This is a genomic window from Methylomarinovum caldicuralii (assembly GCF_033126985.1).
GTDB lineage: Bacteria > Pseudomonadota > Gammaproteobacteria > Methylococcales > Methylothermaceae > Methylohalobius > Methylohalobius caldicuralii.
In genome coordinates this window covers 1-23,349 of the sequence record NZ_AP024714.1, presented here as the reverse complement: position 1 = coordinate 23,349, position 23,349 = coordinate 1, and the positions used below count along the sequence as shown (strand labels likewise).

Here is a 23,349-nt window from a genome sequence, read left to right as displayed (position 1 = left end):
CCTCCGTATTCGTGTTATTCGTGCAGGCGGCCCATCAACTCTACCAGATTGCAGGGCCGGGTGCGGTAGTCCAGTTGTGCCTGGATCAGTTCGTCCCAGGCGGTGGCGCAGGCGTTCTTGGAGCCAGGCAGGCAGAAGACGTAGGTGCCGTTGGCCACCCCGGCTAGGGCGCGGGACTGGATGGTGGAGGTGCCGATCTGCCGATAGGAGATCATGCGGAACACCTCGCCGAAGCCGTCGAGCACCTTGTCCAGCAAGGGGGTGACCGCTTCAGGGGTGCCGTCGCGGCCGGTGACGCCGGTGCCGCCGGTGGTGAGGACGGCGTTGATTTCAGGGTCGGCGATCCAGCCCGAAACCACCGCGCGGATGCGGTAGATGTCGTCGGGGACGATGCGTTTCTCCGCCAGCCGGTGGCCGGCGCGTTGCAGCCGTTCCGCCAGCAGCCGGCCGGAGGTGTCGGTTTCCTCGGTGCGGGTGTCGGAGACGGTGAGAACGGCGATGGCAAGGGGGATGAATCGGCGGTCGTTCATGTCGTGGTTGCACTCCGGTCGGGAATGGTTATGCTAGCGTTAAATTCAACCACATGCACAAGCTCATGGCACGCATCTTCCAGATTCCACTCAAAGAGCACCCGGAAATCCTTCTCAACAAGGCCGCCCGCATGGCCCGGGAAAATGCAGTCCATTTCGTCGCCGACCAGGTGGAAGGGCACTTCGCCGGCAAGGGGTTGGAAGGAAGCTACCGTTTCGAAGGGGACATGCTGGTGGTCAGTGTCTCCAGGAAGCCGCCGTTCGTCACCTGGGGGATGGTGGAGAAGATGCTCAAGCAGTTTTTCGCCTGAGGAGGCCGGCGATGACGCAGCACGCCCTGATCGAAACGGTTTCCGTGGCGGACTACCTGAGCGGGGAGCAGGCAAGCGCCATCCGTCACGAGTACGTCGCCGGCCAGGTATTCGCCATGGTGGGGGCGACCCGCGCCCACAATGTGGTGACCCTCAACATTGCCGCCTTCCTGCGCCACCACTTGCGCGGCACGCCCTGCACCGCCTACATGAGCGACATGAAGGTCTGCGTCGAGGCCGCCGATGCTTTCTATTATCCCGATGTGGCGGTCAGCTGCGAGCCGCTGCCGCCCCAGGGGATGTTCCTCAGCGAACCGGTGCTGATCGTGGAGGTGCTGTCCCCCTCGACCGCAAACATCGACCGGCGCGAGAAGCGTCTCAATTATCAGAAACTTTCCAGCCTGCGGGAATACGTGCTGGTTTCTCCCGAGGAAATCCGGGTGGAGGTCTATCGCCGCGGCGGTGAGGGGTGGGCGGAACTGGACGTCTATGAAGCCGGGGACGAGACCGTGGCGCTCAATTCTGTGGCGGCGAAAGTGCCGCTGGCGGAAATCTATCTAGATGTACTGTAAAAAGTCGGGTGAGGGAGCGTAGAGACAGGCGCTCCCTCCCCACGCGTTTCCACAGTGGTTTTTACACCTTGCGGTAAATCTCCGCTCCCTGCTGCAGAAATTCCTTGGATTTTTCCTGCATCCCGATTTCGATCTCCTGCTCGGCGTAGTCGCGCACTTCCTGGCTGATCTTCATGGAGCAGAAATGCGGCCCGCACATGGAGCAGAAGTGGGCCACCTTGGCCGACTGCTGGGGCAGGGTTTCGTCGTGGAATTCCTGGGCCTTTTCCGGGTCGAGGCTGAGGTTGAACTGGTCCAGCCAGCGGAATTCGAAGCGGGCCTTGGACAGGGCGTTGTCGCGGTACTGGGCCGCCGGATGCCCCTTGGCCAGGTCGGCGGCGTGGGCGGCGATCTTGTAGGTGACGATCCCTTCGCGCACGTCCTCCTTGTCCGGTAGCCCCAGGTGCTCCTTGGGGGTGACGTAGCAGAGCATGGCGGTGCCGTACCAGCCGATGTTGGCGGCGCCGATGGCGGAGGTGATGTGGTCGTAGCCGGGGGCGATGTCGGTGACCAGCGGCCCCAGGGTGTAGAAGGGGGCCTCGTAACATTCGGCCAGTTCCTTGTCCACGTTCTCCTTCACCAGGTGCAGGGGCACGTGGCCGGGACCCTCGATCATCACCTGGACGTCGTGCTTCCAGGCGATCCGGGTCAGCTCGCCCAGGGTTTTGAGTTCGGCGAACTGGGCCTCGTCGTTGGCGTCGGCGATGGAGCCGGGGCGCAGGCCGTCGCCGAGGGAGAAGGCCACGTCGTAGGCCTTCATGATCTCGCAGATTTCCTCGAAGTGGGTATAGAGGAAGCTTTCTTTGTGATGGGCCAGGCACCACTTGGCCATGATCGAGCCGCCGCGGGAGACGATGCCGGTGACCCGGTTGGCGGTCAGGGGGATGTAGGCCAGGCGCACGCCGGCGTGGATGGTGAAGTAGTCCACCCCCTGTTCTGCCTGCTCGATCAGGATGTCGCGGAAGATTTCCCAGGTCAGCTCCTCGGCCTTGCCGTCCACCTTCTCCAGGGCCTGGTAGATGGGCACGGTGCCGACGGGGACCGGCGAGTTGCGGAGAATCCACTCGCGGGTTTCGTGGATGTGCTTGCCGGTGGACAGATCCATGACCGTGTCGGCGCCCCAGCGGATCGCCCACAGCATCTTCTCCACCTCCTCCTCGATGTCGGACACCACCGGCGAGTTGCCTAAGTTGGCGTTGACCTTGACCAGGAAGTTGCGGCCGATGATCATCGGCTCCGATTCGGGATGGTTGACGTTGGCCGGGATGATGGCGCGCCCTGCGGTCACCTCCTGACGCACGAACTCGGGGGTGATCTCCTCCGGCAGGTGGGCGCCGAAGGGCTGACCCGGGTGGATGCGCTGGCCGTAGGCTTCTTTCATGGCCTGGAGATTCTGGTTCTCGCGCAGGGCGATGAATTCCATCTCCGGCGTGATGATGCCGCGCCGGGCGTAGTGCAGTTGGGTGACGTTGGCACCGGCCCTGGCGCGACGCGGGCGGCGCGGATTGGGAAAGCGCAGGTGGGCGGTGGTCGGATCGTCGAGGCGCTTGCGGCCGTATTCCGAGGTGAGATCCGGCAGCACTTCGGTGTCGCCGCGCTCCTCGATCCAGCGGGCCCGAAGCGGCGGCAGCCCTTTGGTCAGATTGACCTCGACCTCGGGGTCGGTGTAGGGGCCGGAGGTGTCGTAGACGTACACCGGCGGATTTGCCACCGGCCCCTGGCTGGTCTGGGTCGGGGATTGGTCGATGCGGCGCAGCGGCACCCGGATGTCTGGGCGGCTGCCCTGAAGGTAAATCTTGGTCGAGGCGGGGAAGGGCTTGATGGCGGCCTTTTTGGCCTGGACGCTTTGCAGGAACTGTTCGGGGATCGCGTTCATGGGTCTCTCCACAGCGGGAGGCGCAGGGACAGACCCGGGCTTCCCTACGCCGGCATTAACCGGAATCAGGTTCGAAGGGTCTCTCTCAGCACCGCTCCCGGGCCCGAGCGGTGCACCCCTAGCCCATGGCGCAAAACTATCCCATCGCTGGAAGCAATGCAAGCCTTCTATTCCTACTGAAATGGTAGGGAAAAGCGGCGTTTCACCTTCGTGGGGATGATGCTACAATCCATCGCTATTCCAGCGTCGCCGCTTCCGCGCACTTATGACCACAGACACCCAACCCCATCGGCCCGCCGTGGAAATCAAGGGGACGGCGGTCACGCTCCCCGTGCTGTTCCTGCACAGTTGCGACATGGCGGCTGTGATGGCCCAGTTGCAACAGCATCTGGCCAAAGCACCGGAGTTTTTCCGCAGGGCCCCGGTGGTCGTCGACGCCAGCCGGCTGCCGGCAGGCGAGTCCCTTGATCTGTCCCAGTTCGTCACCCGGCTGCGGGCGCTGGAGCTGATTCCCGTGGCGCTGCGCGGCGGGGAAACATCGCTGCAGGCGCAGGCGGTCACCTGTCAGCTGGCGGTGCTGCCTTCCGGCCCGGTTCCGGAAAGCAGCGCCGAACCGGCCCCCAGGGCTAAACCGGCAACTGCCGAACCGCCCTCCCCGCGCCGGGCCATGTGGGTGGAGCAGCCGGTCCGTTCCGGCCAGCGTATCTACGCCCGGGGCACCGATCTGATTGTGACCGCTTCAGTAGGGTATGGAGCGGAAATCATGGCCGACGGTCATATTCATGTCTATGGGACGCTGCGGGGCCGGGCCCTGGCCGGGGTGCGGGGGGATACCGAGTGCGCCATTTTCTGCCGCGATCTGCAGGCGGAACTGGTGTCCATCGCCGGCCATTACCAGGTCAGTGAGCAGTTGGACGCGGTGCGCGGCAAATCGGTACGCATTCGGCTGCGTGGGGACTCCCTCATTGTCGAACCTTTTTGAATGTTGAACCAGACGGGCAGATCGCTTCAGGAGGATACAGAACGTGGCAAGAATCATCGTGGTCACCTCGGGCAAGGGCGGGGTCGGCAAGACCACCACGTCCGCATCCCTAGGGATGGGGCTGGCCCTGCGTGGGCACCGCACGGCGGTGATCGACTTCGACGTCGGCCTGCGCAACATAGACCTGATCATGGGTTGTGAGCGCCGGGTCGTCTATGACTTCGTCAACGTCATCAACGGCGATGCCAGCCTGCGCCAGGCGCTGATCCGCGACAAGCGCTGCGACAACCTTTACATCCTGCCGGCCTCCCAGACCCGGGATAAAGATGCGCTGACCAAGGAGGGCGTCGGCCAGGTACTGGAGGAGCTGGCGGAAGAATTCGACTATGTGGTCTGCGATTCCCCCGCCGGGATCGAGAAGGGCGCCTACTTGGCGATGTATTACGCCGACGACGCCATCGTAGTGAGCAATCCCGAGGTTTCCTCGGTCCGCGACGCCGACCGCATGGTCGGCATCCTGGCGAGCAAGTCGCGCCGCGCCGAACTGGGCGAGGAACCGATCAAGGAGCATTTGCTGCTGACCCGTTACGATCCCCGTCGGGTCGAGAAGGGTGAAATGCTCAGCGTCGACGACGTTCTGGAGATCCTGGCGCTGCCGCTGTTGGGCGTCGTCCCCGACTCCCAGGCGGTGCTCAACGCCTCCAACGAAGGGGTGCCGGTGATCCTCCACGAGGACAGCGACGCCGGTCAGGCCTACCGCGACGCGGTCGCCCGCTATCTGGGGGAAGAGGTGCCGCACCGCTTCATCCGTCCGGAGAAGAAGGGGCTGCTGGGCCGCCTGTTTAGAGGAGGGTGAGATCATGGGCTTATTGAGTTATTTCCGCTCGTCGCGCCCCAAGAGCGCTCAGGTGGCCAAGGAGCGTCTGCAGATTCTGGTCGCCCACGAGCGCAAGCTGCGCGATGCCCCCAGTTACCTGCCACAGATGCAGCAGGAGATCCTGGCGGTCATCCGCAAATACGTCGCCGTGGACGAGGATGCCATCTCCATTCAGATGGAGCAGGACGCCGAACACGAAATTCTCGAGGTCAACATCGTCCTGCCGGAGGACGGGGCCGGTGGCAAGGTTCATTCACAGCCGTTGAGGTGAGCAACATGGCGAAGCTGAAACAGTCCCGGGGGGAGGAAATCGGCCTGGCGGCCGGCGAGATCTGGCGTTACCTGAACCAGTATGGTGAGGCCAGCCCGTCCAAACTGGCGTCGGCCACCGGCCTGAGCACCAAGGAAGTGCAGCGGGCGATCGGCTGGCTGGCGCGGGAAGGGAAGCTTATCATAGAGACCGACGGCCGGACGGAGATTTTCCGCCTGGCCTGAGTCCGTTACAACAATACTATGAGGAGGAGGAGTGTTATGCGCAAGACATTGCTAAATCTGGTCATTGCCGCATCGATGATGGGAGCGGCCGCCTGGGCTGCGGAAGACGGCGTGGACGCCGGCGGCGTGCGCCTGAAGATCCGCCCCCAGCCCCAGGGGCAACAAGCTCCCATGCAGGGCGGTATGAACATGCAGCAGGGTGGCGGCATGGGCATGCAGGGTGGCGGTATGATGGGCGGCGGCAACATGATGGGGATGAGGCGGCAGTTCCATCAGAACGTGCTGGCCCGCCTGGATGCGATCGAGAAGAAAATCGATCATCTGGGTGAGGAAATGGACCACACCCAGGAGGAAATCGATCACATCCTTAAGGAGCGGGAGAAGGAATCCCACCAGCAGCTCAAGGAGATCGAGAAGAAACTCGAGCACATGGGCAAGGAGATCGACCACATCCTCGCCGAGCGGGAAAAGGAGTCCCACAAGCAGCTGGCGGCCATCGCCGACAAACTCGAGCATATGGGCAAGGAAATCGACCACATCCTCAAGGAACGGGAGAAGGAATCCCATCAGCGCCTCGAAGCCATCGAGAACAAGCTGGAGCACATCCTGCGCGAGGAGGAACGGGAAGTGCACCCCGGCCGCTGATTTTCCAGCATTGAATTTACACCCGGCGCCCCGCTTTTGCGGGGCGTTTTTGTTACCATCGATGGCGATCGTCTATTGGAGGGAGGATTGGCCATCGGCCGTGCCTTCTTGCGTCAGTTGCTTGCCAGCGCCCTTGATCTGGCGCCGGTACTGCTCGTCATCATCCTGTTCCAGATGGGGGTGGTGCGTCAGCCTCTGCCGGATCTGGCTGGTTTGCTCGCCGGCATCGGCCTGACCGTGGCGGGGCTGACCTGTTTCGTGCTCGGCCTGGAACAGGCTCTGTTTCCCCTGGGGGAATCGCTGGCCTATGCCTTCGCCCGCAAAGGCAGTCTGTTCTGGCTCTGCGTCTTCGCCTTCTGTCTCGGTTTCGCCACCACAGTCGCGGAACCGGCGCTGATCGCCGTGGCCGGACAGGCGGCGGAAATCGCCGCCGCCGGCGGGCTGATCGCCGCTTCCCCGGCGGCGCAGGCCGGTTACGCCCTCGGCCTGCGGCTGGCGGTAGCGCTGGCGGTGGGTGTGGCGCTGGTGGTCGGGGTGCTGCGCATCGTGTACGGCTGGTCGCTGGCGAGGCTGATGATCCTGGGATATGTGGCGGTGATGGCGGTGACTGGCCTGGCCCCGGCGGAAATCATCGGCATCGCCTACGATTCCGGCGGGGTGACCACTTCCACCATCACCGTGCCGCTGGTGACCGCGCTGGGGGTGGGGCTGGCCCATTCGATCCGGGGTCGCAATCCCCTGGTGGATGGTTTCGGCCTGATCGCCTTCGCCTCCCTGACGCCGATGATCTTCGTCATGCTTTACGGGATCGCAATGCAATGGCTTGGTTGAAGGATTTGCTGGGAGCGATGACCGACCTCATGCCGATTGCAGTCACCATCGGCGTGTTCCAGCTCGGAGTCATTCGCCGCCCGTTGCCCCAGTGGCGCCGGCTGCTGGGCGGTCTGGCGCTGGTGGTGGTCGGCATGGCCTTGTTTCTGCGCGGGCTGGAGTCGGCCCTGTTTCCGCTGGGGGAGCTGATGGCCCGCCAGCTCACCGGCCCCGGCTTCATTGATCCGGCGCAGGGGACGCTGGCCTATGGCTGGGTGTATGCGTTTGCCTTCTGTCTGGGTTTCACCACCACCCTGGCGGAACCGGCCCTCATCGCCGTGGCCCTCAAGGCCCAGGAAATCTCCGGCGGCGCCATCCATGCCTGGGGGCTGCGCCTGGCGGTGTCGCTGGGGGTGGCCATCGGGCTGGTGCTGGGGGCCTACCGCATCGTCAGCGGCGCCAGCCTGTTCGCCTTCATCGTCGGCGGTTATGCGGTGGTGGTGGTGCAGACCGCTTTCGCGCCCCGGTCGATCGTCGGTCTGGCCTACGATTCCGGGGGGGTGACCACCTCGACGGTGACCGTGCCTCTGGTCACGGCCCTGGGATTGGGGCTGGCCCGGGCGGTGCCGGGGCGGGACGTGCTGGTGGACGGTTTCGGACTGATCGCCTTCGCCAGCCTGTTTCCGATCATGACCGTGCTGGGGTATGCTCAACTGGCCGAATGGTCGGCACGACGAGGACATTGACCCATGCGTTTCAAACTGATCGTGGTTTTCGTGGAGGATGACAAGACCGAGCTGGTGCTCGAAACCGCGCGCGAATACGGCGCCACCGGGGCCACCGTCATCACCAACGCCCGCGGCGAGGGCACGGTGCGTCCGCGCACCTTCCTGGGACTGAGCCTGGAAACCCAGCGTGACGTGGTGCTGATGCTGGTGGAGGAACACCTGAGCCGCACCATCCTGGAGGCGGTCGCGCGGGCGGCGGCATTCGACGACACGCCGGGAACCGGCATCGCTTTTCAGATCGACGTGGAGGACGCCGTGGGGGTGCGCCACCAGGTGGAGAAGCTGGTGCCTCTGATCGAAGGAGAGATCTGATGAACGGGATTCGAACCATCATCCGGGTGCGCGACATCATGCGCACCGACTTCGGCACGATCGACGGCATCGCCACCGTGGACGAGGCCCTGCGGACCATGAAACGGCTCAAGACCTCGGTGCTGCTGGTGAACAAGCGCCACGAGGACGACGAGTACGGCCTCATCACCTCCGCCGACATCGCCCGTCACGTGCTCGCCCGGGACCGCTCCCCCGAGCGGGTCAACGTCTATGAGGTGATGGAGAAGCCGGTGATCGCAGTCCACCCGGACATGGACATCCGCTACTGTTCGCGCCTGTTCGCCCGCTACCGCCTGGTGCGCGCCCCGGTGATCGAGAACCGGATGGCGATCGGCATGGTGAGCCCCAATTCCCTGGTGCTCGACGGCCTGTATCAGCTGCTGAAGTAGATTCAGTCCTCCTTCAGCCGTACTGCCAGCACGTCGCACTTGGCGTGAAGGATGACGCTGGAGGCGGTCGAACCCAGCAGGGTCCCCAGCCCCCGGCGGCTGTGGGAGCCGACCACGATCAGATCAACGCCCTCCTCCTCGGCGACGCGGACGATCTCCACCTTGGGACTGCCGACTTCGACCCAGCGCCGCTCCGGCGGCACCCCCAGGGTTTCTCCCATCTTGTCGAGCTTTTCCTTGGAGGCGGCGATCAGCTGTTCGGTGATATCGGTGTCGAAGGGAATGATGGGACCGTAGATGGAGTCGGTCACCGGCAGATTGTCCACCACGTGGAGGAGACTGAGCCTGGCCTGGTAGCGCTCGGCCAGATCCCTGGCGCGTGCGGCGACCAGTTCCCCGTGTTCGGAAAAGTCGGCGGCGATGAGAATGTGCTGATACGGCTGCATGGGGTTTCCTCCTCGAGGGTTTCGGGATGGGGAAATCATAACAGAGCGGCCATTCCAGCGTCAGACCTGGGTCCGGCGGGCCTGTTCCAGCCTTTCCTCAGCCGCCAGCCAGGCCGCTTCGGCTTCGGCTAGTTGCCTGTCGATTTCCCCCTTGCGTTTGAGCAGGGTTTGCAGCTGTTCCCGGGCGTCTTCCTGGTACAGCCCCGGATCGGCCAGCTGCGCTTCCAGCCCGGCCTGTTCGGCGCTGAGGCGTTCGTAGTCGGCTTCGGCCTTTGCCAGGGCCTGTTTGAGAGGCTGGAGCTGCTGGCGGCGGCGGGCCTCCTCGCGGCGCAGATCCCTGCGGGAGGGGGCGGCGCGCTGAGGTTTGGGGGCGTCGCCTAAGTTCCGCTGCTGCAGCAGCCAGCGGCGGTAGTCCTCCAGATCGCCGTCGTAGGGGCGTACCCGGCCGTCGGCCACCAGCCAGAAGCGGTCGGTGGTGGTGCGCAGCAGATGGCGGTCGTGGGATACCAGCACCAAAGCCCCTTCGTAGTCCTGCAGGGCCAGGGTAAGGGCGTGGCGCATCTCCAGATCCAGGTGATTGGTGGGCTCGTCCAGCAGCAGCAGGTTGGGGCGCTGATAGACGATCAGCCCCAGGGCGAGCCGGGCCTTCTCGCCGCCGGAGAAGGTCGCCACCGGGGTGGTGGCGCGCTCGCCGCTGAAGCCGAAGCCGCCCAGAAAGGCGCGCAGCTTCTGTTCCTCGGCGCTGCGGTCGAGGTGTTGCAGGTGTTCCAGGGCGGTGCGGTCCGGGTCGAGCTGCTCCAGCTGATGCTGGGCGAAATAGCCGATCTTCAGCTGCTCGGCGGTTTCCAGTTCGCCCGCCAGAGGCGGAAGCCGGCCGGCCAGAGTCTTGATCAGGGTGGATTTTCCGGCGCCGTTGGGACCGAGCAGACCGATGCGGTCGCCGGGGTCGAGATGGAAATCCACCTCACGCAGAATGGTGCGCGCGGGATAACCGGCGCGCACCCTCTCCAGCCGCAGCAGGGGGAAGGGCAGATGTTCGGGGCGCCGGAGGCGGAATCGGAAGGGGGAGTCCACGTGGGCCGGGGCGATCTCCTCCAGGCGTTCGAGCATCTTGATCCGGCTCTGGGCCTGGCGGGCCTTGGTGGCCTTGGCGCGGAAACGGTTGACGAACTGCTGCAGGCGCTGGCGTTCCTGTTGCTGGCGGCGCCAGGCGGCCTGCTGCTGGGCCAGGGCCTGGGCGCGCAGTTTTTCGAAGGCCGAATAGTTGCCGCTGTAATGGCGCACCTGACCGTGGTCGATGTGGAGGATGTGGTCGCAGGTCTCGTCGAGAAAGTCCCGGTCGTGGGAGATCAGCAGCAGGGTGCCGGGATAGCGGTTGAGCCATTCCTGCAGCCAGATCACCGCATCCAGGTCCAGGTGGTTGGTGGGTTCGTCCAGCAGCAGCAGGTCGGAGCGGCACATCAGGGCCTGGGCCAGGTTCAGGCGCATGCGCCAGCCGCCGGAAAATTCCGCCACCGGCCGTGACAGATCGTCCTGGGAAAAACCGAGGCCGGCGAGCAGGCGGGCGGCCCGGGCTTTGGCCTGATAGCCGCCGATGGCTTCGAGGCGGGCGTGGAGTTCGGCCTGGCGCAGGCCGTCGCCGTCTGCTTCCGCTTGGCGCAGCTCGGCTTCCAGCCGGCGCAGTTCCCGGTCGCCGTCGAGGACGAATTCCAGCGCCGGGCGTTCGAGGGCGGCGATCTCCTGGGACACGGCAGCGATCACCAGGCCGGGCGGCATCCGGATGTGGCCGCTGTCGGGCGTCAGCTCGCCGCAGATCAAGCCCAGCAGGCTGGATTTGCCGGCGCCGTTGGCCCCCACCAGGCCCGTCTTGTCGCCGCGCTGTACGGTGAAATCGGCGTGCGCGAACAGCAGCCGGGCGCCGCGGCGCAGGGAAACGTCATGAAAGCTGAGCATCAGATGCCAAGATAGCGGTTTTTCAGTTCCACGTAATGGTCGGCGGAATAGCGCAGGAATTGCCGTTCCTGGTCGTTCAGGGGCCGCTGCGGGCGGGCCGGGCTGCCGACATAGACCTGGCCGGAGGTCAGCCGTTTTCCCGGCGGTACCAGAGCGCCGGCGCCGAGGATGACCTCGTCCTCCAGCACCGCCCCGTCCATGACGATGGCGCCGATGCCGATCAGGCAGCGGTCGCCGACGGTGCAGCCGTGCAGCACCGCCCGGTGGCCCACGGTCACCTGGTGGCCGATCCGCAGCGCAAAGCCGCCGGGACTGTAGGGGCTGTCGTGGGTGACGTGGAGGACGCAGGCGTCCTGGATGTTGCTGGCCCGGCCCACGTGGATGTGGTGGATGTCGCCGCGCAGCACTGCCTGAGGCCAGACGGAGACGTCCTCGTCGAGATGAACGTTGCCGATGACCAGGGCGGTGTCGGCGACATAGACCCTGGGGCCGAAATAGGGAACCTTGTCTTCGAATGTCTGGCGCTTCAAGGCGGTCTCCTCCTGACTATACTTTGAGGACGTTGTCTTCACCCACGGAGCCTGCCATGCTCGTTTTCGTCGCCGTCCTGGCTGCCGCCCTCATTATCGTGTTTGTTTACGGGGTTGTCATATACAACCGCCTGGTCGATCTCAAACACGCCGTCTCCCAGGCCTGGTCGAACATTCAGGTGCTGCTCAAACAACGTCACGACGAACTGCCGAAACTGGTCGAGGTTTGCAAACGTTACATGAAGTTCGAGCAGGCCACCCTGGAAAAGGTGATGCAGGCGCGCAACCGCGTGTTCCAGGCCCAGCAGCAGGGGGATCTGGAGCGGCTGGGGGCGGCCGAGGGCCAGCTGCGTCAGGGACTGATGAACCTGTTCGCGGTGGCGGAGAACTACCCCGAGCTCAAGGCCGACCGCGCCTTTCAGCACCTGGAGAGCCGCATCACCGAGCTGGAGAACGCCATCGCCGACCGGCGGGAATTTTACAACGCCGCCGTCAACGCCAACAACGTCCGCATCGAGCAGTTTCCCGACGTGATTCTGGCGCGCTGGTTCAACTTCAAGCCCTTCGAACTGCTGCGCTTCGAGGCCGACGAGATCCGCGACGTCGAGCTGGGCTCCCTGTTCGGCTGATGGCCGCCTTCGCCGCCTGGCTGCAGACCCTGCCGCCTTGGCAGTTCCAGGTTCTGATCGCGGCCGCGGCCGTGGTGACGCTGACCGCGTTGTGGCTGGGCGTCCGGAAACTGCGCCTGGCGCGCCTGATCGAGGACACCCAGACCGCCCGCGTCCGTTCCGCACCCCAAGGATTCGTGGAACTGGAAGGGCGGGCGGTGATGCTCGAGGGAGAGCCGGTCATCGCCCCGCTCAGCGGCAGGTACTGCGTCTGGTACCGCTACCGGGTGGAGGAATGGCGTCAGGGGTTCAGGCAGCGGGGCCACTGGCGCGTGGTCGAAGCGGGCGAGAGCGAGGCGCTGTTCGCCCTGGAGGACGGCAGCGGCCGCTGCATCGTCGATCCGGCCGGAGCCCAGGTGGTAACGCACCACGAGGACAACTGGCGCAGCGACGAACGGCTGCCGCCGGGCCACCACGATCCCTTCGGGACCTACCGCTATCGGGAAAGCCGGCTCGAAGCGGACGACCCGCTGTACGCCCTGGGCTGGTTTCAGACCCTCCGGGGGGCGGGGGACGACAGCCTGAAGGCGGAAACCGCCCGCTTGCTGCGGCGCTGGAAGGCCGACCGGGCGGCGCTGTTGCAGCGTTTCGATATCAACCGCGACGGCAAGATCGATCCGAAGGAATGGCAGCTGGTGCGCAAGCAGGCGGAACAGACAGTGCTGCGCCAACGCCTGCAGCGGGAGACCCCGGATGCGGTGAACCTCCTGCGGCAGCCCCCGCGGCGCGGTCAGCCTTATGTGCTTTCAAGCTATCCCCAAGCGCATTTGAGCCGGCGTTACCGCTGGCAGGTATGGGGCGGGCTGCTGGCTTTCGTCCTGCTCGCCGCCTTCATTGCCTGGTGTCTGCAGCAGCGTCCAGTTTGATGCCCTCCAGAGTGAACAGATCGTAGGCCGGCGAACTGTCGAGCCGCTGGCGCAGATTGAAGGTGGCCTTGCGGTGGCGGGTGTAATAGATGTCCACCCATTGGCCGTGGCACCAGGTCCGGGCCGGCACCAGCAGGCAGGTGTCGCGTCCGATGGCTGGCTGGGCCGGTGTCAGGACCGCCCAGCTGTATTGGGGTTCGGGTCCGTCCTCGGCGATGTCGGGGACGAAGCGGCTGGCGACCACCAGCTGGGCGCTGAAGCTCAGCAGCTCCACGCCCAGGCTGATCAGTCGCTCACCCTGGGCGTGGAGCCAGCGGATGGTGGCGATTTCCGGTTCCCCGTCCTCCCACACGAGACTGAGAATTTCTCCGGGGCGTAGGCGGGGACAGGCTGAGCCGTGCCAGTGGAGCCGGTAGCCGCGGGCCGAGACGTCCGCCAATTGGGCGGAAAATTCCATGACGGTTTCCGGGGATGTTGCCACGGGATTTCCCCAAATGTCTTCCGGGCGGATCTGGGCTTTGTTGGTGTCCAGGATATGAAGCGCGTCCACTTCAGAATAGCGCGCCTCGTCTTTTTCTCCGGCGCCTGCCGGCGTTTCCAGGGAGAAACCGGGTTCCGGATTCTCCAGGGTGGCCGCTGTCCGCATCAGCGCCTCAAGATCGGTGTCCTGGTGTTTGCGGAGAAAGACCACGAGCTCTTCCAGCCCGACGATGGCCCGGCAGTTGCGCGACTGGCGGCGCCGGAGCCAGCGGCGTTGTTTCGGGGCGCCCAGGGAATGGGCCAGTCGCAGAGCAAGCCGGCGGGATTGGCAGAACGGGAGGGTTTCGACTCCGCTGGGCTCCTCCGTTTTGACGTAATCCAACAGCTGCCGTATCACCGGCTGGGTGAAAAGGAAACGGCGGTCTGCCCGGGGACGCTTGAGCTCCGGCAGACGCTTGCGGGGGCGCGGCGGGGTCGGGTCGAGATAGTCGAAGGCGAAACCGGCGCTCCGGTCCCGATGGCGGGGGTCCGGGTGAATGATCAGGGAACGCCCGAACCGGCGCAGCAGACGGTCGATCTGGCGCAGTTCCCGGGGGCGGAAGCGCGGCGGGTTGCAGACGGCGAAAAGGAACAGGACGTGCAACGGTTCGCGAACCGGCTCGGCAGCAGGATGGAGCAGGAGTTCGTGGCGCTCGATCAGCTGAAAGAGATGATAGACCGTCTTCCAGAAGGCGGCGCCGGGCGGCGCATAGATCTGTGCCCGATGAAGACCGAGGCGGGCCAGCCAGTCCAGGGCGTGGTGCAGGATGGGCAGCACCGCGTCCGCCGAAGTGGGGGCGCTGGCCCAGATATCGGCGAGCAGGCCGTAATTGCGGGCCATCAGTTCGCACAGATCCACCAGCAGCTGCGCCTTTTCCGCCTCGGTCGGGGGCAGGGGCAGGGATGCGTCGAACAGGCTCTCCTCGAGCGTGGCGGTGAGCATCAGCAGATGCGGTTGATAGCATTGCAGCAGCAGCGCCCGTTGGCGGGGGACGAGGGGCCGTTCCGCCAGTTGGCACAGCTGTTCCCGCAGGCAGCGGGCCACCCGTGGTGTATCCACCCAGGGCAAATCCTGAAGCCAGCTTCGCAGGGCTTGCGGTTCGAGCAGGGAAGACTCCGCCGGTATGGGCACGATGCGTTCCTCGATGAAAGTTGTCACGACTCAAGGAGCAAGTGTAGTTCAGGCGGCGCAAAGAGAGGGGAGAGCCGGCCTGTAAGCCGGGTTCTGTCGGGGGCAATCATTCGTCTAGGACGCCTGTCACCAGACGCCTCCAGCGATCTACCCGGGAGCGGCGTGCGGGCCACACGCATGGTGCTCCCCTATTTGATCTTGCTCCGGGTGGGGTTTGCCGTGCCGCGGTCGGTTGCCCGCCGCGCGGTGCGCTCTTACCGCACCGTTTCACCCTTGCCTGTGCCCGAAACGGGCCATCGGCGGTCTGTTCTCTGTGGCACTTTCCGTCGCCTCGCGGCGCCCAGGCGTTACCTGGCACCCTGCCCTGTGGAGCCCGGACTTTCCTCTCCCGCCCGGGGGGCGGCAGCGATTGCCCGGCCGACTCTCCAAACGTTATTAGACCAGAAAACGCCGTCAGGTTCCCGGCTTTTGCCGTTCCAGCGCCGCCTGGTAGAGCAATTTTTTCCGCGCCCCGGTGATTTTCTCCGCCAGGGAGACGGCGGTTTTGAGGGAGCATTCTTCCAGCAGCAGGTCCAGCACGCGGCGCTGCTCCGCCGACAGGCCGGTCTTGTCCCGGGGGGCACCCTCCAGAACCAGGACGAATTCCCCCTTCAGCCGGTCGGGATGGTCCCGGAAGCGCAGCGCCGCCCCGGCGACCTCGCTGATGATGAAGCGTTCGTGCACCTTGGTCAGTTCCTTGGCGATGACCAGGCGGCGCTGCGGCGGAAAGGTGGCGGCCAGATCCTCCAGGCAGGGCAGGAGGCGGTGGCAGGATTCGTAGAACACCAGCGTGCGCGGCTCGTCGCGCAGACCCTCGAAGAAGCGGCGGCGGGCGCTCGAAGTCCGGGGCGGGAAGCCCTCGAAGGCGAAGCGGTCGGTGGCCAGTCCGGCGGCGGAGAGGGCGGCGATGGCGGCACAGGGACCCGGAACCGGACTGACCCGGATGCCGGCTTCGTGGGCGGCCCGGACCAGCAGAAAGCCTGGATCGTTGATGAGCGGCGTGCCGGCGTCGGAAACCAGCGCCACATCGCTGCCGGCCCGGAGGCGGTCCAGGATGCCGTCGACCCGGGCGCGTTCGTTATGATCGTGCAGGGCCGTGACCGGTGTGGAAATCCCGTAGTGGTTCAGCAGCTGTTGACAGTGGCGGGTGTCCTCGGCGGCGATCAGGTCGGCCTGGCGCAGCGTCGCCAGCGCCCGCTCGCTGATGTCGCCGAGATGGCCGATGGGGGTGGCGACCACATAAAGCGTGCCGCTCATTCAATCGCGGAAACCGGCTTGCGGCTGCCCAGGCGGGCCAGCCGGCGGCAGGCGAGGTAACCCCATTGGCGCAGCACCAGCCAATAGATACCCAGCAGCAGTCTGGCGATGGTGAAATAACCGGAAATGCGTTTCATGGTGGCGTTCCTGTAGAGAAAAGGATTCAGAAACATAAAAGCAAACCTTGAGCCAGTTGATGAAAAACAATGGGGTGGAGCTGCCGGGCACAGGCGCTGTTCAATTTTTCGACATAGGATTGTCTGGCAGCCTGCCAAGACTGTCAATGTAACCGCGCCAGGTGACCGTTTGATGAAGACTGGAGCTTCCTCCTGTGACCGGGCATGGTTTACCATGGTTCCGGTATGTGCGATTGCAAAGGGGGAGTTTGATCGTGACCACGCCGACCGCCTTGCCTGCCTGGAACGCGTTGCAGGCGCACTGGCAGGAAATTGCCGGCCAGCATCTGCGCGACTGGTTCGCCGCCGACCCGCAGCGTTGCCAACGCTTCTCTCTGCGCTGGGGGGACATCCTGTTCGACTATTCCAAGCACCGGATCACCGACAAGACCCAGGGATTGCTGCTGCAACTGGCCCAGCAGAGCGGCCTGGCGGCTCGCATCGAGGCGATGTTCGGCGGCGAGAAGATCAACATCACCGAAGACCGGGCCGTGCTGCACGTGGCCCTGCGCAATCGCAGCGACCGGCCCATCTATGTCGACGGCGAGGATGTGATGCCGGCGGTGCGGCGGGTGCTGACGCAGATGCGCCGTTTCAGCGAGCAGGTGCGCGGCGGTCAGTGGCGCGGTTTCACCGGGAGGCCGATCACCGACGTGGTCAATATCGGCATCGGCGGCTCGGATCTGGGGCCGCGCATGGTCACCACCGCGCTGACCCCCTATCACAAGGAAGACCTGCGAGTGCATTACGTCGCCAACGTGGACGAGGCGGATCTGATCGAAACCCTCAAGGGGCTGGATCAGGAGACCACCCTGTTCCTGGTGGTCTCCAAGACCTTCACCACCCAGGAAACCATGACCAACGCCCGCTCGGCGCGGGACTGGCTCCTGACCGCCGCTGGGGGCGATGAGACCGCCATCGCCCGCCATTTCGTCGCCGTTTCTACCAACCGCCATGCGGTGCAGGCCTTCGGCATCGACCCCGACAACATGTTCGAGTTCTGGGACTGGGTCGGGGGGCGTTATTCACTGTGGTCGGCGGTGGGCCTGTCCATCGCCCTGGCGGTGGGCATGGACCGCTTCGAGGAGCTGCTGCAAGGCGCCTTCGAGATGGACGAGCATTTCCGGACCACGCCGTTCTCCCGTAACCTTCCCGTCATCATGGGGCTGCTGGGCATCTGGTATGCGAATTTCTTCGGTGCCGAATCCCACGCGGTGCTGCCCTATGATCAGTATCTGCGCCATTTCCCCGACCACCTCCAGCAGCTCGACATGGAAAGCAACGGCAAGCGTGTCGATCTGGAGGGGCGGGTAGTCGATTACGCCACCGGGCCGATCGTCTGGGGGCAGACCGGCACCAACGGTCAGCATTCCTTCTTCCAGCTGCTGCACCAGAGCACCCACCTGGTGCCGTGCGATTTTCTGGTGGCGGCCCACAGCCACCACGAACTCGGCGACCATCACCGCATCCTGGTGGCCAACTGCCTGGCCCAGGCCGAGGCCCTGATGCGAGGGCGCACCTTCGAGGAGGCCCGGGCCGAGCTGGAAGCCGAAGGGGTGCCGGAGGACCGTCTGGACCTGCTCGCGGCGGCCAAGACCTTCCCCGGCAACCGTCCCTCGAGTCTGTTCCTGTATCCCAAGCTGACGCCCAGGATTCTGGGAAGCCTGATCGCCTGCTACGAACACAAGGTGTTCGTGCAGGGGGCGATCTGGAATATCAATTCCTTCGACCAGATGGGGGTGGAACTGGGCAAGCAGCTCGCCAGGCGGATCCTGCCCGAGCTGGAGGGCGGCCAGATCGGCGAGCACGACGCCTCGACCCGGGCCCTGATCGAGGCCTATCGCCACTGGCAGACCCGGCCGTGAACCGGGAACGCCGGATTTTCCCCGATCCCGAAACGGCCTGCGAGGCTCTGGCGCAGGATTTCGTCACCACGGTAGCACGCGCCCTGGAAAAGGCGGCGCGTTTCACCGTGGCGCTGGCCGGGGGGGTGACCCCGGCCCGTTTCTATCGGCTGCTGGCTCAAGCCCCCTACCGGGAGCGGCTCGCCTGGGAAAGGCTGCACGTGTTTTTCGGCGACGAGCGCTTCGTGCCCCCGGATCATCCCGACAGCAATTACCGCATGGCCCGCGAAACCCTCCTCGACCACGTGCCGATTCCGGCGGCCAATGTTCATCCCATGCCGACCCAGGGGTTGACATTGCCGGCCGCCGCCCAGCGGTACGAAACCCATCTGCTCGAATGCTTCGCCGGTCCGCCGCAGCTGGACTGGGTGCTGCTGGGGCTGGGGGAGGACGGCCATACCGCCTCGTTGTTTCCCGGTTTCGAGCCCCCGCCGGAGGTCTGGGTGGCCGCGGTCGCATCCGCCCCCAAACCGCCCCCCCAGCGTCTGACCCTGACCTACCGGACCTTCAACCAGGCCCGCCAGGCCGTCTTTCTGGCGACCGGGCCGGGCAAGGCCGAGATCGTCGCCCGGGTCTTCACCCGGCCGGAGCTGAATCTGCCGGCCCAGCGGATCGTTCCCCGGGAGCAGCTGTCATGGTACTTGGACGAGGCGGCCTCGGCGCATCTGAGCACTTGACCTGCTGCAAAGGAATGGGTCACAGTCTCTTGCGCATTCAGGCCAAGACTGATAAGTTGTCGATAAGCATATTCTAATTAGAACGGCGAGTTGAAGAGGTGCCATCATGAGCGAAAAAATCGATCTGAAACGGCGGCGGTTGTTGCAGGCGGCAGGTGCGGGGATGGCGCTGGCGGCGGCGGGGCCGGCATTCCCCATCATTTTGAAACGGCAGGCCTTCGGTCGTCCAAAGCGGGAGGCGACGGCGGCGTTCTTCCCGGACGTGGAGATAGAACTGGTCGCCGCGCCGGGAGAGGCGCAGATCCTGCCGGGGCCAGCCACCCGGGTATGGCGGTTCCGGGGCCGGGTGGTAAAGGGCGACCCGGATGCGGTGATTCCCATTCCCGATACCTACCTGGGCCCGATCCTCAAATTCCGCAAGGGACAGCGGATCCGCATCACCCTGCACAACCGCCTGCCGGCGAAGTTCATCACCCACTGGCACGGCATGCACGTCCCCTTCGAGGCCGACGGGCATCCCAGCTACGCCATCGACCCGGAAGAAACCTACGTTTACGAATTCACCGTCGAGAACCGGGCTGGAACCTATTGGTATCACCCCCATACCAACATGGTGACCGGCGCCCAGGCCTATTCCGGACTGGCGGGGCTGATCATTGTCGAGGACGATGAGGAAAAGGAAGTGCCGCTGCCGCGGGGGGAATACGATCTGCCCCTGGTGCTGCAGGACCGCACCTTCGATGAGACCAACCAGCTGCTTTACGACCGCCGGGGTCCCATCGGCATGTTGGGCTTCCTCGGGGAGAAGATTCTGGTCAACGGTCATCCGGCTTTCGCCTTGAAGGTGGCTTCCCGCTCCTACCGCTTCCGGGTGCTCAACGGTTCCAACTCCCGCATCTACAAGCTGGCCTGGAGCGATGGTGAGCCCGTCACCGTCATCGGTACCGACGGCGGCCTGCTGGAGCGTCCCGTCACCCGGCCCTATCTGATGATCGGCCCGGGGGAGCGCTACGAACTGTGGCGTGACTTCTCCAAATCCAAGGGGAAGGAAGTCAAACTGGCAAGCCGGGAATATCACGGCATCATGCCGCCGCCTTACGAACGCTTCCGCCGCGGCGGTGGCGACATGATGGGCATGGGCGGCATGATGGGAGGCGGCATGGGCCGCGGCGGCCGTATGGGTGGTATGGGACGGCGCGGCGGCATGGGTGGCGGTATGATGGGCGGCATGATGGGAACCCAGACCATCAGCGGCCCGGAAGGTATGATGGGTGCCATCGGTCCGATGATGCTTATGGCCCGTCACATTCCCCAGGGCAGCCACTTCACCATCGCCCGTTTCCAGGTGACGGAAAAGCCCAGAACCCTGGATAACCAAGAACTGCCGTCCAAGCTGCGTCCTCTGCCGCGTCTGCGCCTGGATGACGTGGTCAACCCCGACAAGCCGCGTCCCATCGCCATCGGCAATCACGGCCGTCAGTTCACCCTCAACGGTCAGGCGTTTTCGATGACCGGCGCACTGCCAGTCGAAACCTTCCCGATCAATACCATCCACCTGATGGAAATCTTCCACGAGCACGGCGGTATGGAAATGGAAGGGGAGCACGGCGGTGAAAGCGAACACGGCGGCCGCCGGGCCATGCAGGGCATGGGGAGCGGCATGAGCATGGCGATGATGATGGCCATGGTCCATCCGATCCATCTCCACGGCCATTACTTCCAGATTATCCGCCGCACCCCGCCGGAAGCCGGCGGCATGCACGGCAGCAGCGAAGGTTACGAAACCGTCAAGGAGGGCCTGGTGGATGAAGGCTATCAGGATACGGTGCTGGCGATGGCCGGAGAGCGCATCCAGCTCATCAAGCCCTTTGACAAGTACAAGGGGCTGTTCCTGTACCACTGCCACAACCTCGAGCACGAGGATGGCGAGATGATGCGCAACTTCAAGGTGGTCTGAGCCAAATCACCGCCATGATGAAAAGCCCCGCGTCGCGGGGCTTTTCTTTACAGCCGCATCGGCATGATGATGAAGCGGGTGCCGGGATCTTCCGGATCTTCCGCCAGACAGCTGAAGTTTGGGTCAGCGAAGGACAGGCGGATGGTGTCGGCGTCCAGGTGGGTCACTGCATCGGTCAGGTAGGCGGCGTTGAAGCCGACGCTGAAGGGCTCGCCCTTGTACTGCACCTGCAGCGCCTCCTCGGCCTCTTCCTGGTCGGGATTGTGGGCCGAGAGGCGCAGGCGGCCCGGTTCGACGTCGAGGCGGATGCCGCGGTACTGTTCATTGGACAGGATCGACACCCGCGAGATGGCCTCCTTCAGGGGCTGACGGTCGGCGGTGAGCACGCGGCTGACTTCGCTCGGGAACACGCGCCGGTAATCGGGATAACGGCCGTCGATGAGCTTGGCGGAGAAGGTCGCCTCCGGCAGTTCCAGGCGGATGGCGTTGGCCGTCAGGCGGATGCCGATGGTGTCCTCCCCCTCCAGCAGCCGTGCCAGTTCCTGCACCCCTTTGCGTGGCAGGATCGGCTGGCGCACGCCTTCGACGGGCGCCTCCAGCCGCGCTTCGCTGAAGGCCAGGCGGTGGCCGTCGGAAGCCACCGCGCGCACCGCCTCCCCGTCCAGCTCCAGCAGCAGGCCGTTGAGGTAGTAGCGCACGTCCTGCAGCGCCATGGCATAGGTCGTCTTGGCCAGTAGCCGCTGCAGGGTTTCGCTGTTGATCCCGGTGCGGGTTTCCTCCCCCTGGAGGCGGAACTCGGGGAAATTCTCGCTGCCGAGGGTGGCGAGCGCAAAGCGGCTGCGGCCGGCTCTCACCTCCAGATTCCTGCCGTCCCTGAGGCGGCACTGGATCGGGGTGCCGGTGGGCAGCAGGCGGCAGATGTCTAGCAGCTTGCGGGCCTGTACTGTGGTCTCGCCGTCATCGCCTTCCACGGCGATGGCGGTGACGAGTTCGACCTCAAGATCAGTGCCCACCAGGGTCAGGCGGCCGTTTTCGACCCGCAGCAGGACGTTGGCCAGGATCGGCAGGGTGGAGCGGCGCTCAATGACGCCGGCGACTTTCTGCAGGGCTTCGAGCAGGGGCTCGCGGACGGTGGAAAAACGCATGGCTTCCTCAGTTGGTGAGCAGGTGGAGCAGGGTGGCGTAGTCCTCGGCGATCTTGCTGTCGGCTTCCTTCAGTTCCTCCACCTTGCGGCATGCGTGCAGCACGGTGGTGTGGTCGCGGCCGCCGAAGTATTCGCCGATCTCCGGCAGGCTGTGGTTGGTCAGTTCCTTGGCCAGGGCCATGGCGATCTGCCGCGGGCGGGTGATCGAGCGGGTGCGCTTGTTGGAGAGCAGATCCGACACCCGGATCTTGTAGTATTCCGCCACCGTCTTCTGGATGTTCTCCACGTTGATGAGCTTGTCCTGGACCGCGATCAGATCGCGCAGGGCTTCCTTGGCGAAGGCCAGGGTGATCGGCTCGCCGGTGAACTGGGCGCGGGCGGTGACCCGGCGCAGGGCGCCTTCCAGCTCACGGACGTTGGAACGGATGCGCTTGCCGATGAAGAAGGCGACCTCCTCCGGCAGCTCGACCCCCCATTGCTGGGCCTTCTTCATCAGGATCGCCACCCGGGTTTCCAGGTCCGGCGGCTCGATGGCCACCGGCAGGCCCCAGCCGAAGCGGGACTTGAGCCGCTCCTCCAGCCCCTCGATCTCCTTGGGATAGCGGTCGCAGGTCAGCACCACCTGGTGCTTGTTCTCCAGCAGGGTGTTGAAAGTGTGGAAGAATTCCTCCTGGGAGCGTTCCTTGCCGGCGAAGAACTGGATGTCGTCCACCAGCAGGGCGTCCACGCTGCGGTAGTATTCCTTGAAGGCGTTGATGGCGTTGTGCTGGAGCGCGGTGACCATGTCGGAGACGAAGCGCTCCGAGTGCAGATAGACCACGTTGGCCTTGGCGTTGCGGGCCACGATCAGGTTGCCGATGGCGTGCATCAAATGGGTCTTGCCCAGGCCCACGCCGCCATAGATGAACAGGGGGTTGTAGGCCTGGCCCACGTTTTCGGCCACCTGCATGGCGGCGGCCTTGGCGAACTGGTTGGACTTGCCTTCCACGAAGGTGTCGAAGGTGAAGGCCGGATTCAGATTGCTGGTGGCCGGTTTCTTGCGCCTGGCCCTGGCGGCGCCGAAGTCGGGGCGGTCGGGGGGGACTTCGGCTTCCTGGCGGGTGCCGACTTCCAGGATCAGGCGCGGGGCGCCGTTGCCGTTTCTGGGCAGGGCTTGCTCGATGTGGTCGATGAAGTGGTCACGTACCCAGTCGAGCACAAACTGGTTGGGGGCGAGCAGATGCAGTTCACCGCCGTTCTCCACCGCCTGCAGGGGGCGGATCCAGGTGTTGAAATCCTGGGGCGGGATTTCGTGTTCGAGTTTCTGAATACACTGATTCCAGAGATCGCTCATAAAGTTCGGGCCTGATGGATGGGTCGAGAGAATATCGATCCCGGAGGGCAAAAACCGAGCTTGCCGCAGCGCCGGGCAAAATACTATACCGGAATCGCCG

The 23,349-nt window shown here is 64.8% G+C and carries 26 protein-coding genes, 1 other RNA gene and 1 riboswitch; of the genes, 16 read left to right on the top strand and 11 right to left on the bottom strand.

Annotated elements, in window-relative coordinates:
- Positions 1-14: 14 nt before the first annotated feature.
- Positions 15-530 carry a molybdenum cofactor biosynthesis protein B gene (gene moaB, locus MCIT9_RS00135; protein WP_317705441.1) on the bottom strand — a complete coding sequence of 172 codons (516 nt, stop codon included), beginning with the start codon at positions 528-530 and terminating at the stop codon, positions 15-17.
- A 65-nt stretch (positions 531-595) separates the two neighbouring features.
- Between moaB and MCIT9_RS00130 the strand changes: the two genes are divergently transcribed.
- Positions 596-841 (top strand): hypothetical protein, encoded by a 246-nt coding sequence (locus tag MCIT9_RS00130; RefSeq protein ID WP_317705440.1) that lies wholly within the window; start codon positions 596-598, stop codon positions 839-841.
- 11 nt (positions 842-852) lie between these two features.
- Positions 853-1,413, top strand: coding sequence for a Uma2 family endonuclease (locus MCIT9_RS00125; RefSeq protein WP_317705439.1), 561 nt, complete (start codon positions 853-855; stop codon positions 1,411-1,413).
- A 61-nt stretch (positions 1,414-1,474) separates the two neighbouring features.
- Here the strand turns inward: MCIT9_RS00125 and thiC are convergent, their stop codons facing one another.
- A complete protein-coding gene (gene thiC, locus MCIT9_RS00120) occupies positions 1,475-3,328 on the bottom strand; it encodes a phosphomethylpyrimidine synthase ThiC (RefSeq protein WP_317705438.1) in 1,854 nt (617 codons plus the stop codon).
- Between the two features lie 24 nt (positions 3,329-3,352).
- Positions 3,353-3,458, bottom strand: a riboswitch (TPP riboswitch).
- A gap of 135 nt (positions 3,459-3,593) precedes the next feature.
- On the opposite strand from thiC, the gene minC reads away from it, so the two are divergent.
- From minC to MCIT9_RS00075, 9 genes are all read left to right on the top strand, one after another.
- Complete coding sequence (gene minC, locus MCIT9_RS00115; RefSeq protein ID WP_317705437.1) at positions 3,594-4,310, top strand: septum site-determining protein MinC; 717 nt, start codon at positions 3,594-3,596, stop codon at positions 4,308-4,310.
- A 43-nt stretch (positions 4,311-4,353) separates the two neighbouring features.
- The gene (minD, locus tag MCIT9_RS00110; RefSeq protein WP_317705436.1) at positions 4,354-5,166 is read left to right on the top strand and encodes a septum site-determining protein MinD; all 813 of its coding nucleotides are present in this window, start codon (positions 4,354-4,356) and stop codon (positions 5,164-5,166) included.
- A gap of 4 nt (positions 5,167-5,170) precedes the next feature.
- Positions 5,171-5,458: a cell division topological specificity factor MinE gene (gene minE / locus MCIT9_RS00105; protein ID WP_317705435.1), complete on the top strand. Its 288-nt coding sequence runs from the start codon at positions 5,171-5,173 to the stop codon at positions 5,456-5,458.
- Between the two features lie 5 nt (positions 5,459-5,463).
- Complete coding sequence (locus MCIT9_RS00100; protein WP_317705434.1) at positions 5,464-5,682, top strand: winged helix-turn-helix domain-containing protein; 219 nt, start codon at positions 5,464-5,466, stop codon at positions 5,680-5,682.
- A gap of 36 nt (positions 5,683-5,718) precedes the next feature.
- Positions 5,719-6,327: a hypothetical protein gene (locus tag MCIT9_RS00095; RefSeq protein WP_317705433.1), complete on the top strand. Its 609-nt coding sequence runs from the start codon at positions 5,719-5,721 to the stop codon at positions 6,325-6,327.
- Positions 6,328-6,414: 87 nt separating this feature from the next.
- Positions 6,415-7,158 (top strand): DUF1538 family protein, encoded by a 744-nt coding sequence (locus tag MCIT9_RS00090; protein WP_317705432.1) that lies wholly within the window; start codon positions 6,415-6,417, stop codon positions 7,156-7,158.
- Positions 7,146-7,883 (top strand): DUF1538 family protein, encoded by a 738-nt coding sequence (locus MCIT9_RS00085; RefSeq protein WP_317705431.1) that lies wholly within the window; start codon positions 7,146-7,148, stop codon positions 7,881-7,883. The genes MCIT9_RS00090 and MCIT9_RS00085 overlap by 13 nt, the downstream gene beginning before the upstream one ends.
- A 3-nt stretch (positions 7,884-7,886) precedes the next feature.
- A complete protein-coding gene (locus MCIT9_RS00080) occupies positions 7,887-8,237 on the top strand; it encodes a P-II family nitrogen regulator (protein ID WP_317705430.1) in 351 nt (116 codons plus the stop codon).
- The gene (locus MCIT9_RS00075; RefSeq protein WP_317705429.1) at positions 8,237-8,647 is read left to right on the top strand and encodes a CBS domain-containing protein; all 411 of its coding nucleotides are present in this window, start codon (positions 8,237-8,239) and stop codon (positions 8,645-8,647) included. The genes MCIT9_RS00080 and MCIT9_RS00075 overlap by 1 nt, the downstream gene beginning before the upstream one ends.
- Positions 8,648-8,649: 2 nt before the next feature.
- Here the strand turns inward: MCIT9_RS00075 and MCIT9_RS00070 are convergent, their stop codons facing one another.
- From MCIT9_RS00070 to MCIT9_RS00060, 3 genes are read right to left on the bottom strand one after another with little or no spacing between them, the layout of a single operon-like run.
- On the bottom strand, positions 8,650-9,093 hold the full coding sequence (locus tag MCIT9_RS00070; RefSeq protein ID WP_317705428.1) for a universal stress protein: 444 nt from the start codon (positions 9,091-9,093) through the stop codon (positions 8,650-8,652).
- 60 nt (positions 9,094-9,153) lie between these two features.
- A complete protein-coding gene (locus MCIT9_RS00065; protein ID WP_317705427.1) occupies positions 9,154-11,046 on the bottom strand; it encodes an ATP-binding cassette domain-containing protein in 1,893 nt (630 codons plus the stop codon).
- Positions 11,046-11,576 carry a gamma carbonic anhydrase family protein gene (locus MCIT9_RS00060; protein WP_317705426.1) on the bottom strand — a complete coding sequence of 177 codons (531 nt, stop codon included), beginning with the start codon at positions 11,574-11,576 and terminating at the stop codon, positions 11,046-11,048. The genes MCIT9_RS00065 and MCIT9_RS00060 overlap by 1 nt, the downstream gene beginning before the upstream one ends.
- Before the next feature lie 56 nt (positions 11,577-11,632).
- Here MCIT9_RS00060 and MCIT9_RS00055 point away from each other — a divergent pair, with 56 nt between their 5' ends.
- Together MCIT9_RS00055 and MCIT9_RS00050 are read left to right on the top strand one after the other, a co-directional pair.
- Positions 11,633-12,205: a LemA family protein gene (locus tag MCIT9_RS00055; protein ID WP_317705425.1), complete on the top strand. Its 573-nt coding sequence runs from the start codon at positions 11,633-11,635 to the stop codon at positions 12,203-12,205.
- A complete protein-coding gene (locus MCIT9_RS00050; RefSeq protein WP_317705424.1) occupies positions 12,205-13,110 on the top strand; it encodes a GIDE domain-containing protein in 906 nt (301 codons plus the stop codon). Before MCIT9_RS00055 ends, MCIT9_RS00050 begins: the two co-directional genes overlap by 1 nt.
- Here the strand turns inward: MCIT9_RS00050 and MCIT9_RS00045 are convergent.
- The 4 genes from MCIT9_RS00045 to MCIT9_RS00030 form a co-directional block, all read right to left on the bottom strand.
- Entirely contained in the window at positions 13,076-14,788 is a 1,713-nt protein-coding gene (locus tag MCIT9_RS00045; RefSeq protein WP_317705423.1) for a hypothetical protein, read from the bottom strand. The genes MCIT9_RS00050 and MCIT9_RS00045 overlap by 35 nt on opposite strands.
- Positions 14,789-14,827: 39 nt before the next feature.
- Positions 14,828-15,186: RNase P RNA component class A (gene rnpB, locus MCIT9_RS00040), an RNA gene on the bottom strand.
- A gap of 28 nt (positions 15,187-15,214) precedes the next feature.
- A complete protein-coding gene (rsmI, locus tag MCIT9_RS00035) occupies positions 15,215-16,057 on the bottom strand; it encodes a 16S rRNA (cytidine(1402)-2'-O)-methyltransferase (protein WP_317705422.1) in 843 nt (280 codons plus the stop codon).
- Positions 16,054-16,194, bottom strand: coding sequence for a hypothetical protein (locus MCIT9_RS00030; protein ID WP_317705421.1), 141 nt, complete (start codon positions 16,192-16,194; stop codon positions 16,054-16,056). Before MCIT9_RS00030 ends, rsmI begins: the two co-directional genes overlap by 4 nt.
- A gap of 254 nt (positions 16,195-16,448) precedes the next feature.
- Here MCIT9_RS00030 and pgi point away from each other — a divergent pair, with 254 nt between their 5' ends.
- From pgi to MCIT9_RS00015, 3 genes are all read left to right on the top strand, one after another.
- Positions 16,449-18,098, top strand: a complete 1,650-nt coding sequence (gene pgi, locus MCIT9_RS00025; protein ID WP_317705420.1) for a glucose-6-phosphate isomerase — start codon at positions 16,449-16,451, stop codon at positions 18,096-18,098.
- Positions 18,095-18,814 carry a 6-phosphogluconolactonase gene (gene pgl, locus MCIT9_RS00020; protein WP_317705419.1) on the top strand — a complete coding sequence of 240 codons (720 nt, stop codon included), beginning with the start codon at positions 18,095-18,097 and terminating at the stop codon, positions 18,812-18,814. The genes pgi and pgl overlap by 4 nt, the downstream gene beginning before the upstream one ends.
- Before the next feature lie 106 nt (positions 18,815-18,920).
- The gene (locus MCIT9_RS00015; RefSeq protein ID WP_317705418.1) at positions 18,921-20,771 is read left to right on the top strand and encodes a multicopper oxidase family protein; all 1,851 of its coding nucleotides are present in this window, start codon (positions 18,921-18,923) and stop codon (positions 20,769-20,771) included.
- A gap of 47 nt (positions 20,772-20,818) precedes the next feature.
- On the opposite strand, the gene dnaN is transcribed toward MCIT9_RS00015, so the two are convergent.
- Both dnaN and dnaA read right to left on the bottom strand, forming a co-directional pair.
- On the bottom strand, positions 20,819-21,916 hold the full coding sequence (gene dnaN, locus MCIT9_RS00010) for a DNA polymerase III subunit beta (protein WP_317705417.1): 1,098 nt from the start codon (positions 21,914-21,916) through the stop codon (positions 20,819-20,821).
- Positions 21,917-21,923: 7 nt separating this feature from the next.
- Complete coding sequence (gene dnaA / locus MCIT9_RS00005; RefSeq protein ID WP_317705416.1) at positions 21,924-23,249, bottom strand: chromosomal replication initiator protein DnaA; 1,326 nt, start codon at positions 23,247-23,249, stop codon at positions 21,924-21,926.
- Positions 23,250-23,349: the final 100 nt, after the last annotated feature.

Bases quoted from the DNA above. Each gene is read 5' to 3' on its own strand.
- moaB (WP_317705441.1), bottom strand. From the start codon at position 530: ATGAACGACCGCCGATTCATCCCCCTTGCCATCGCCGTTCTCACCGTC.
- MCIT9_RS00130 (WP_317705440.1), top strand. From the start codon at position 596: ATGGCACGCATCTTCCAGATTCCACTCAAAGAGCACCCGGAAATCCTT.
- MCIT9_RS00125 (WP_317705439.1), top strand. From the start codon at position 853: ATGACGCAGCACGCCCTGATCGAAACGGTTTCCGTGGCGGACTACCTG.
- thiC (WP_317705438.1), bottom strand. From the start codon at position 3,328: ATGAACGCGATCCCCGAACAGTTCCTGCAAAGCGTCCAGGCCAAAAAG.
- minC (WP_317705437.1), top strand. From the start codon at position 3,594: ATGACCACAGACACCCAACCCCATCGGCCCGCCGTGGAAATCAAGGGG.
- minE (WP_317705435.1), top strand. From the start codon at position 5,171: ATGGGCTTATTGAGTTATTTCCGCTCGTCGCGCCCCAAGAGCGCTCAG.
- MCIT9_RS00100 (WP_317705434.1), top strand. From the start codon at position 5,464: ATGGCGAAGCTGAAACAGTCCCGGGGGGAGGAAATCGGCCTGGCGGCC.
- MCIT9_RS00095 (WP_317705433.1), top strand. From the start codon at position 5,719: ATGCGCAAGACATTGCTAAATCTGGTCATTGCCGCATCGATGATGGGA.
- MCIT9_RS00085 (WP_317705431.1), top strand. From the start codon at position 7,146: ATGGCTTGGTTGAAGGATTTGCTGGGAGCGATGACCGACCTCATGCCG.
- MCIT9_RS00080 (WP_317705430.1), top strand. From the start codon at position 7,887: ATGCGTTTCAAACTGATCGTGGTTTTCGTGGAGGATGACAAGACCGAG.
- MCIT9_RS00075 (WP_317705429.1), top strand. From the start codon at position 8,237: ATGAACGGGATTCGAACCATCATCCGGGTGCGCGACATCATGCGCACC.
- MCIT9_RS00070 (WP_317705428.1), bottom strand. From the start codon at position 9,093: ATGCAGCCGTATCAGCACATTCTCATCGCCGCCGACTTTTCCGAACAC.
- MCIT9_RS00065 (WP_317705427.1), bottom strand. From the start codon at position 11,046: ATGCTCAGCTTTCATGACGTTTCCCTGCGCCGCGGCGCCCGGCTGCTG.
- MCIT9_RS00055 (WP_317705425.1), top strand. From the start codon at position 11,633: ATGCTCGTTTTCGTCGCCGTCCTGGCTGCCGCCCTCATTATCGTGTTT.
- MCIT9_RS00050 (WP_317705424.1), top strand. From the start codon at position 12,205: ATGGCCGCCTTCGCCGCCTGGCTGCAGACCCTGCCGCCTTGGCAGTTC.
- rsmI (WP_317705422.1), bottom strand. From the start codon at position 16,057: ATGAGCGGCACGCTTTATGTGGTCGCCACCCCCATCGGCCATCTCGGC.
- MCIT9_RS00030 (WP_317705421.1), bottom strand. From the start codon at position 16,194: ATGAAACGCATTTCCGGTTATTTCACCATCGCCAGACTGCTGCTGGGT.
- MCIT9_RS00015 (WP_317705418.1), top strand. From the start codon at position 18,921: ATGAGCGAAAAAATCGATCTGAAACGGCGGCGGTTGTTGCAGGCGGCA.
- dnaN (WP_317705417.1), bottom strand. From the start codon at position 21,916: ATGCGTTTTTCCACCGTCCGCGAGCCCCTGCTCGAAGCCCTGCAGAAA.
- dnaA (WP_317705416.1), bottom strand. From the start codon at position 23,249: ATGAGCGATCTCTGGAATCAGTGTATTCAGAAACTCGAACACGAAATC.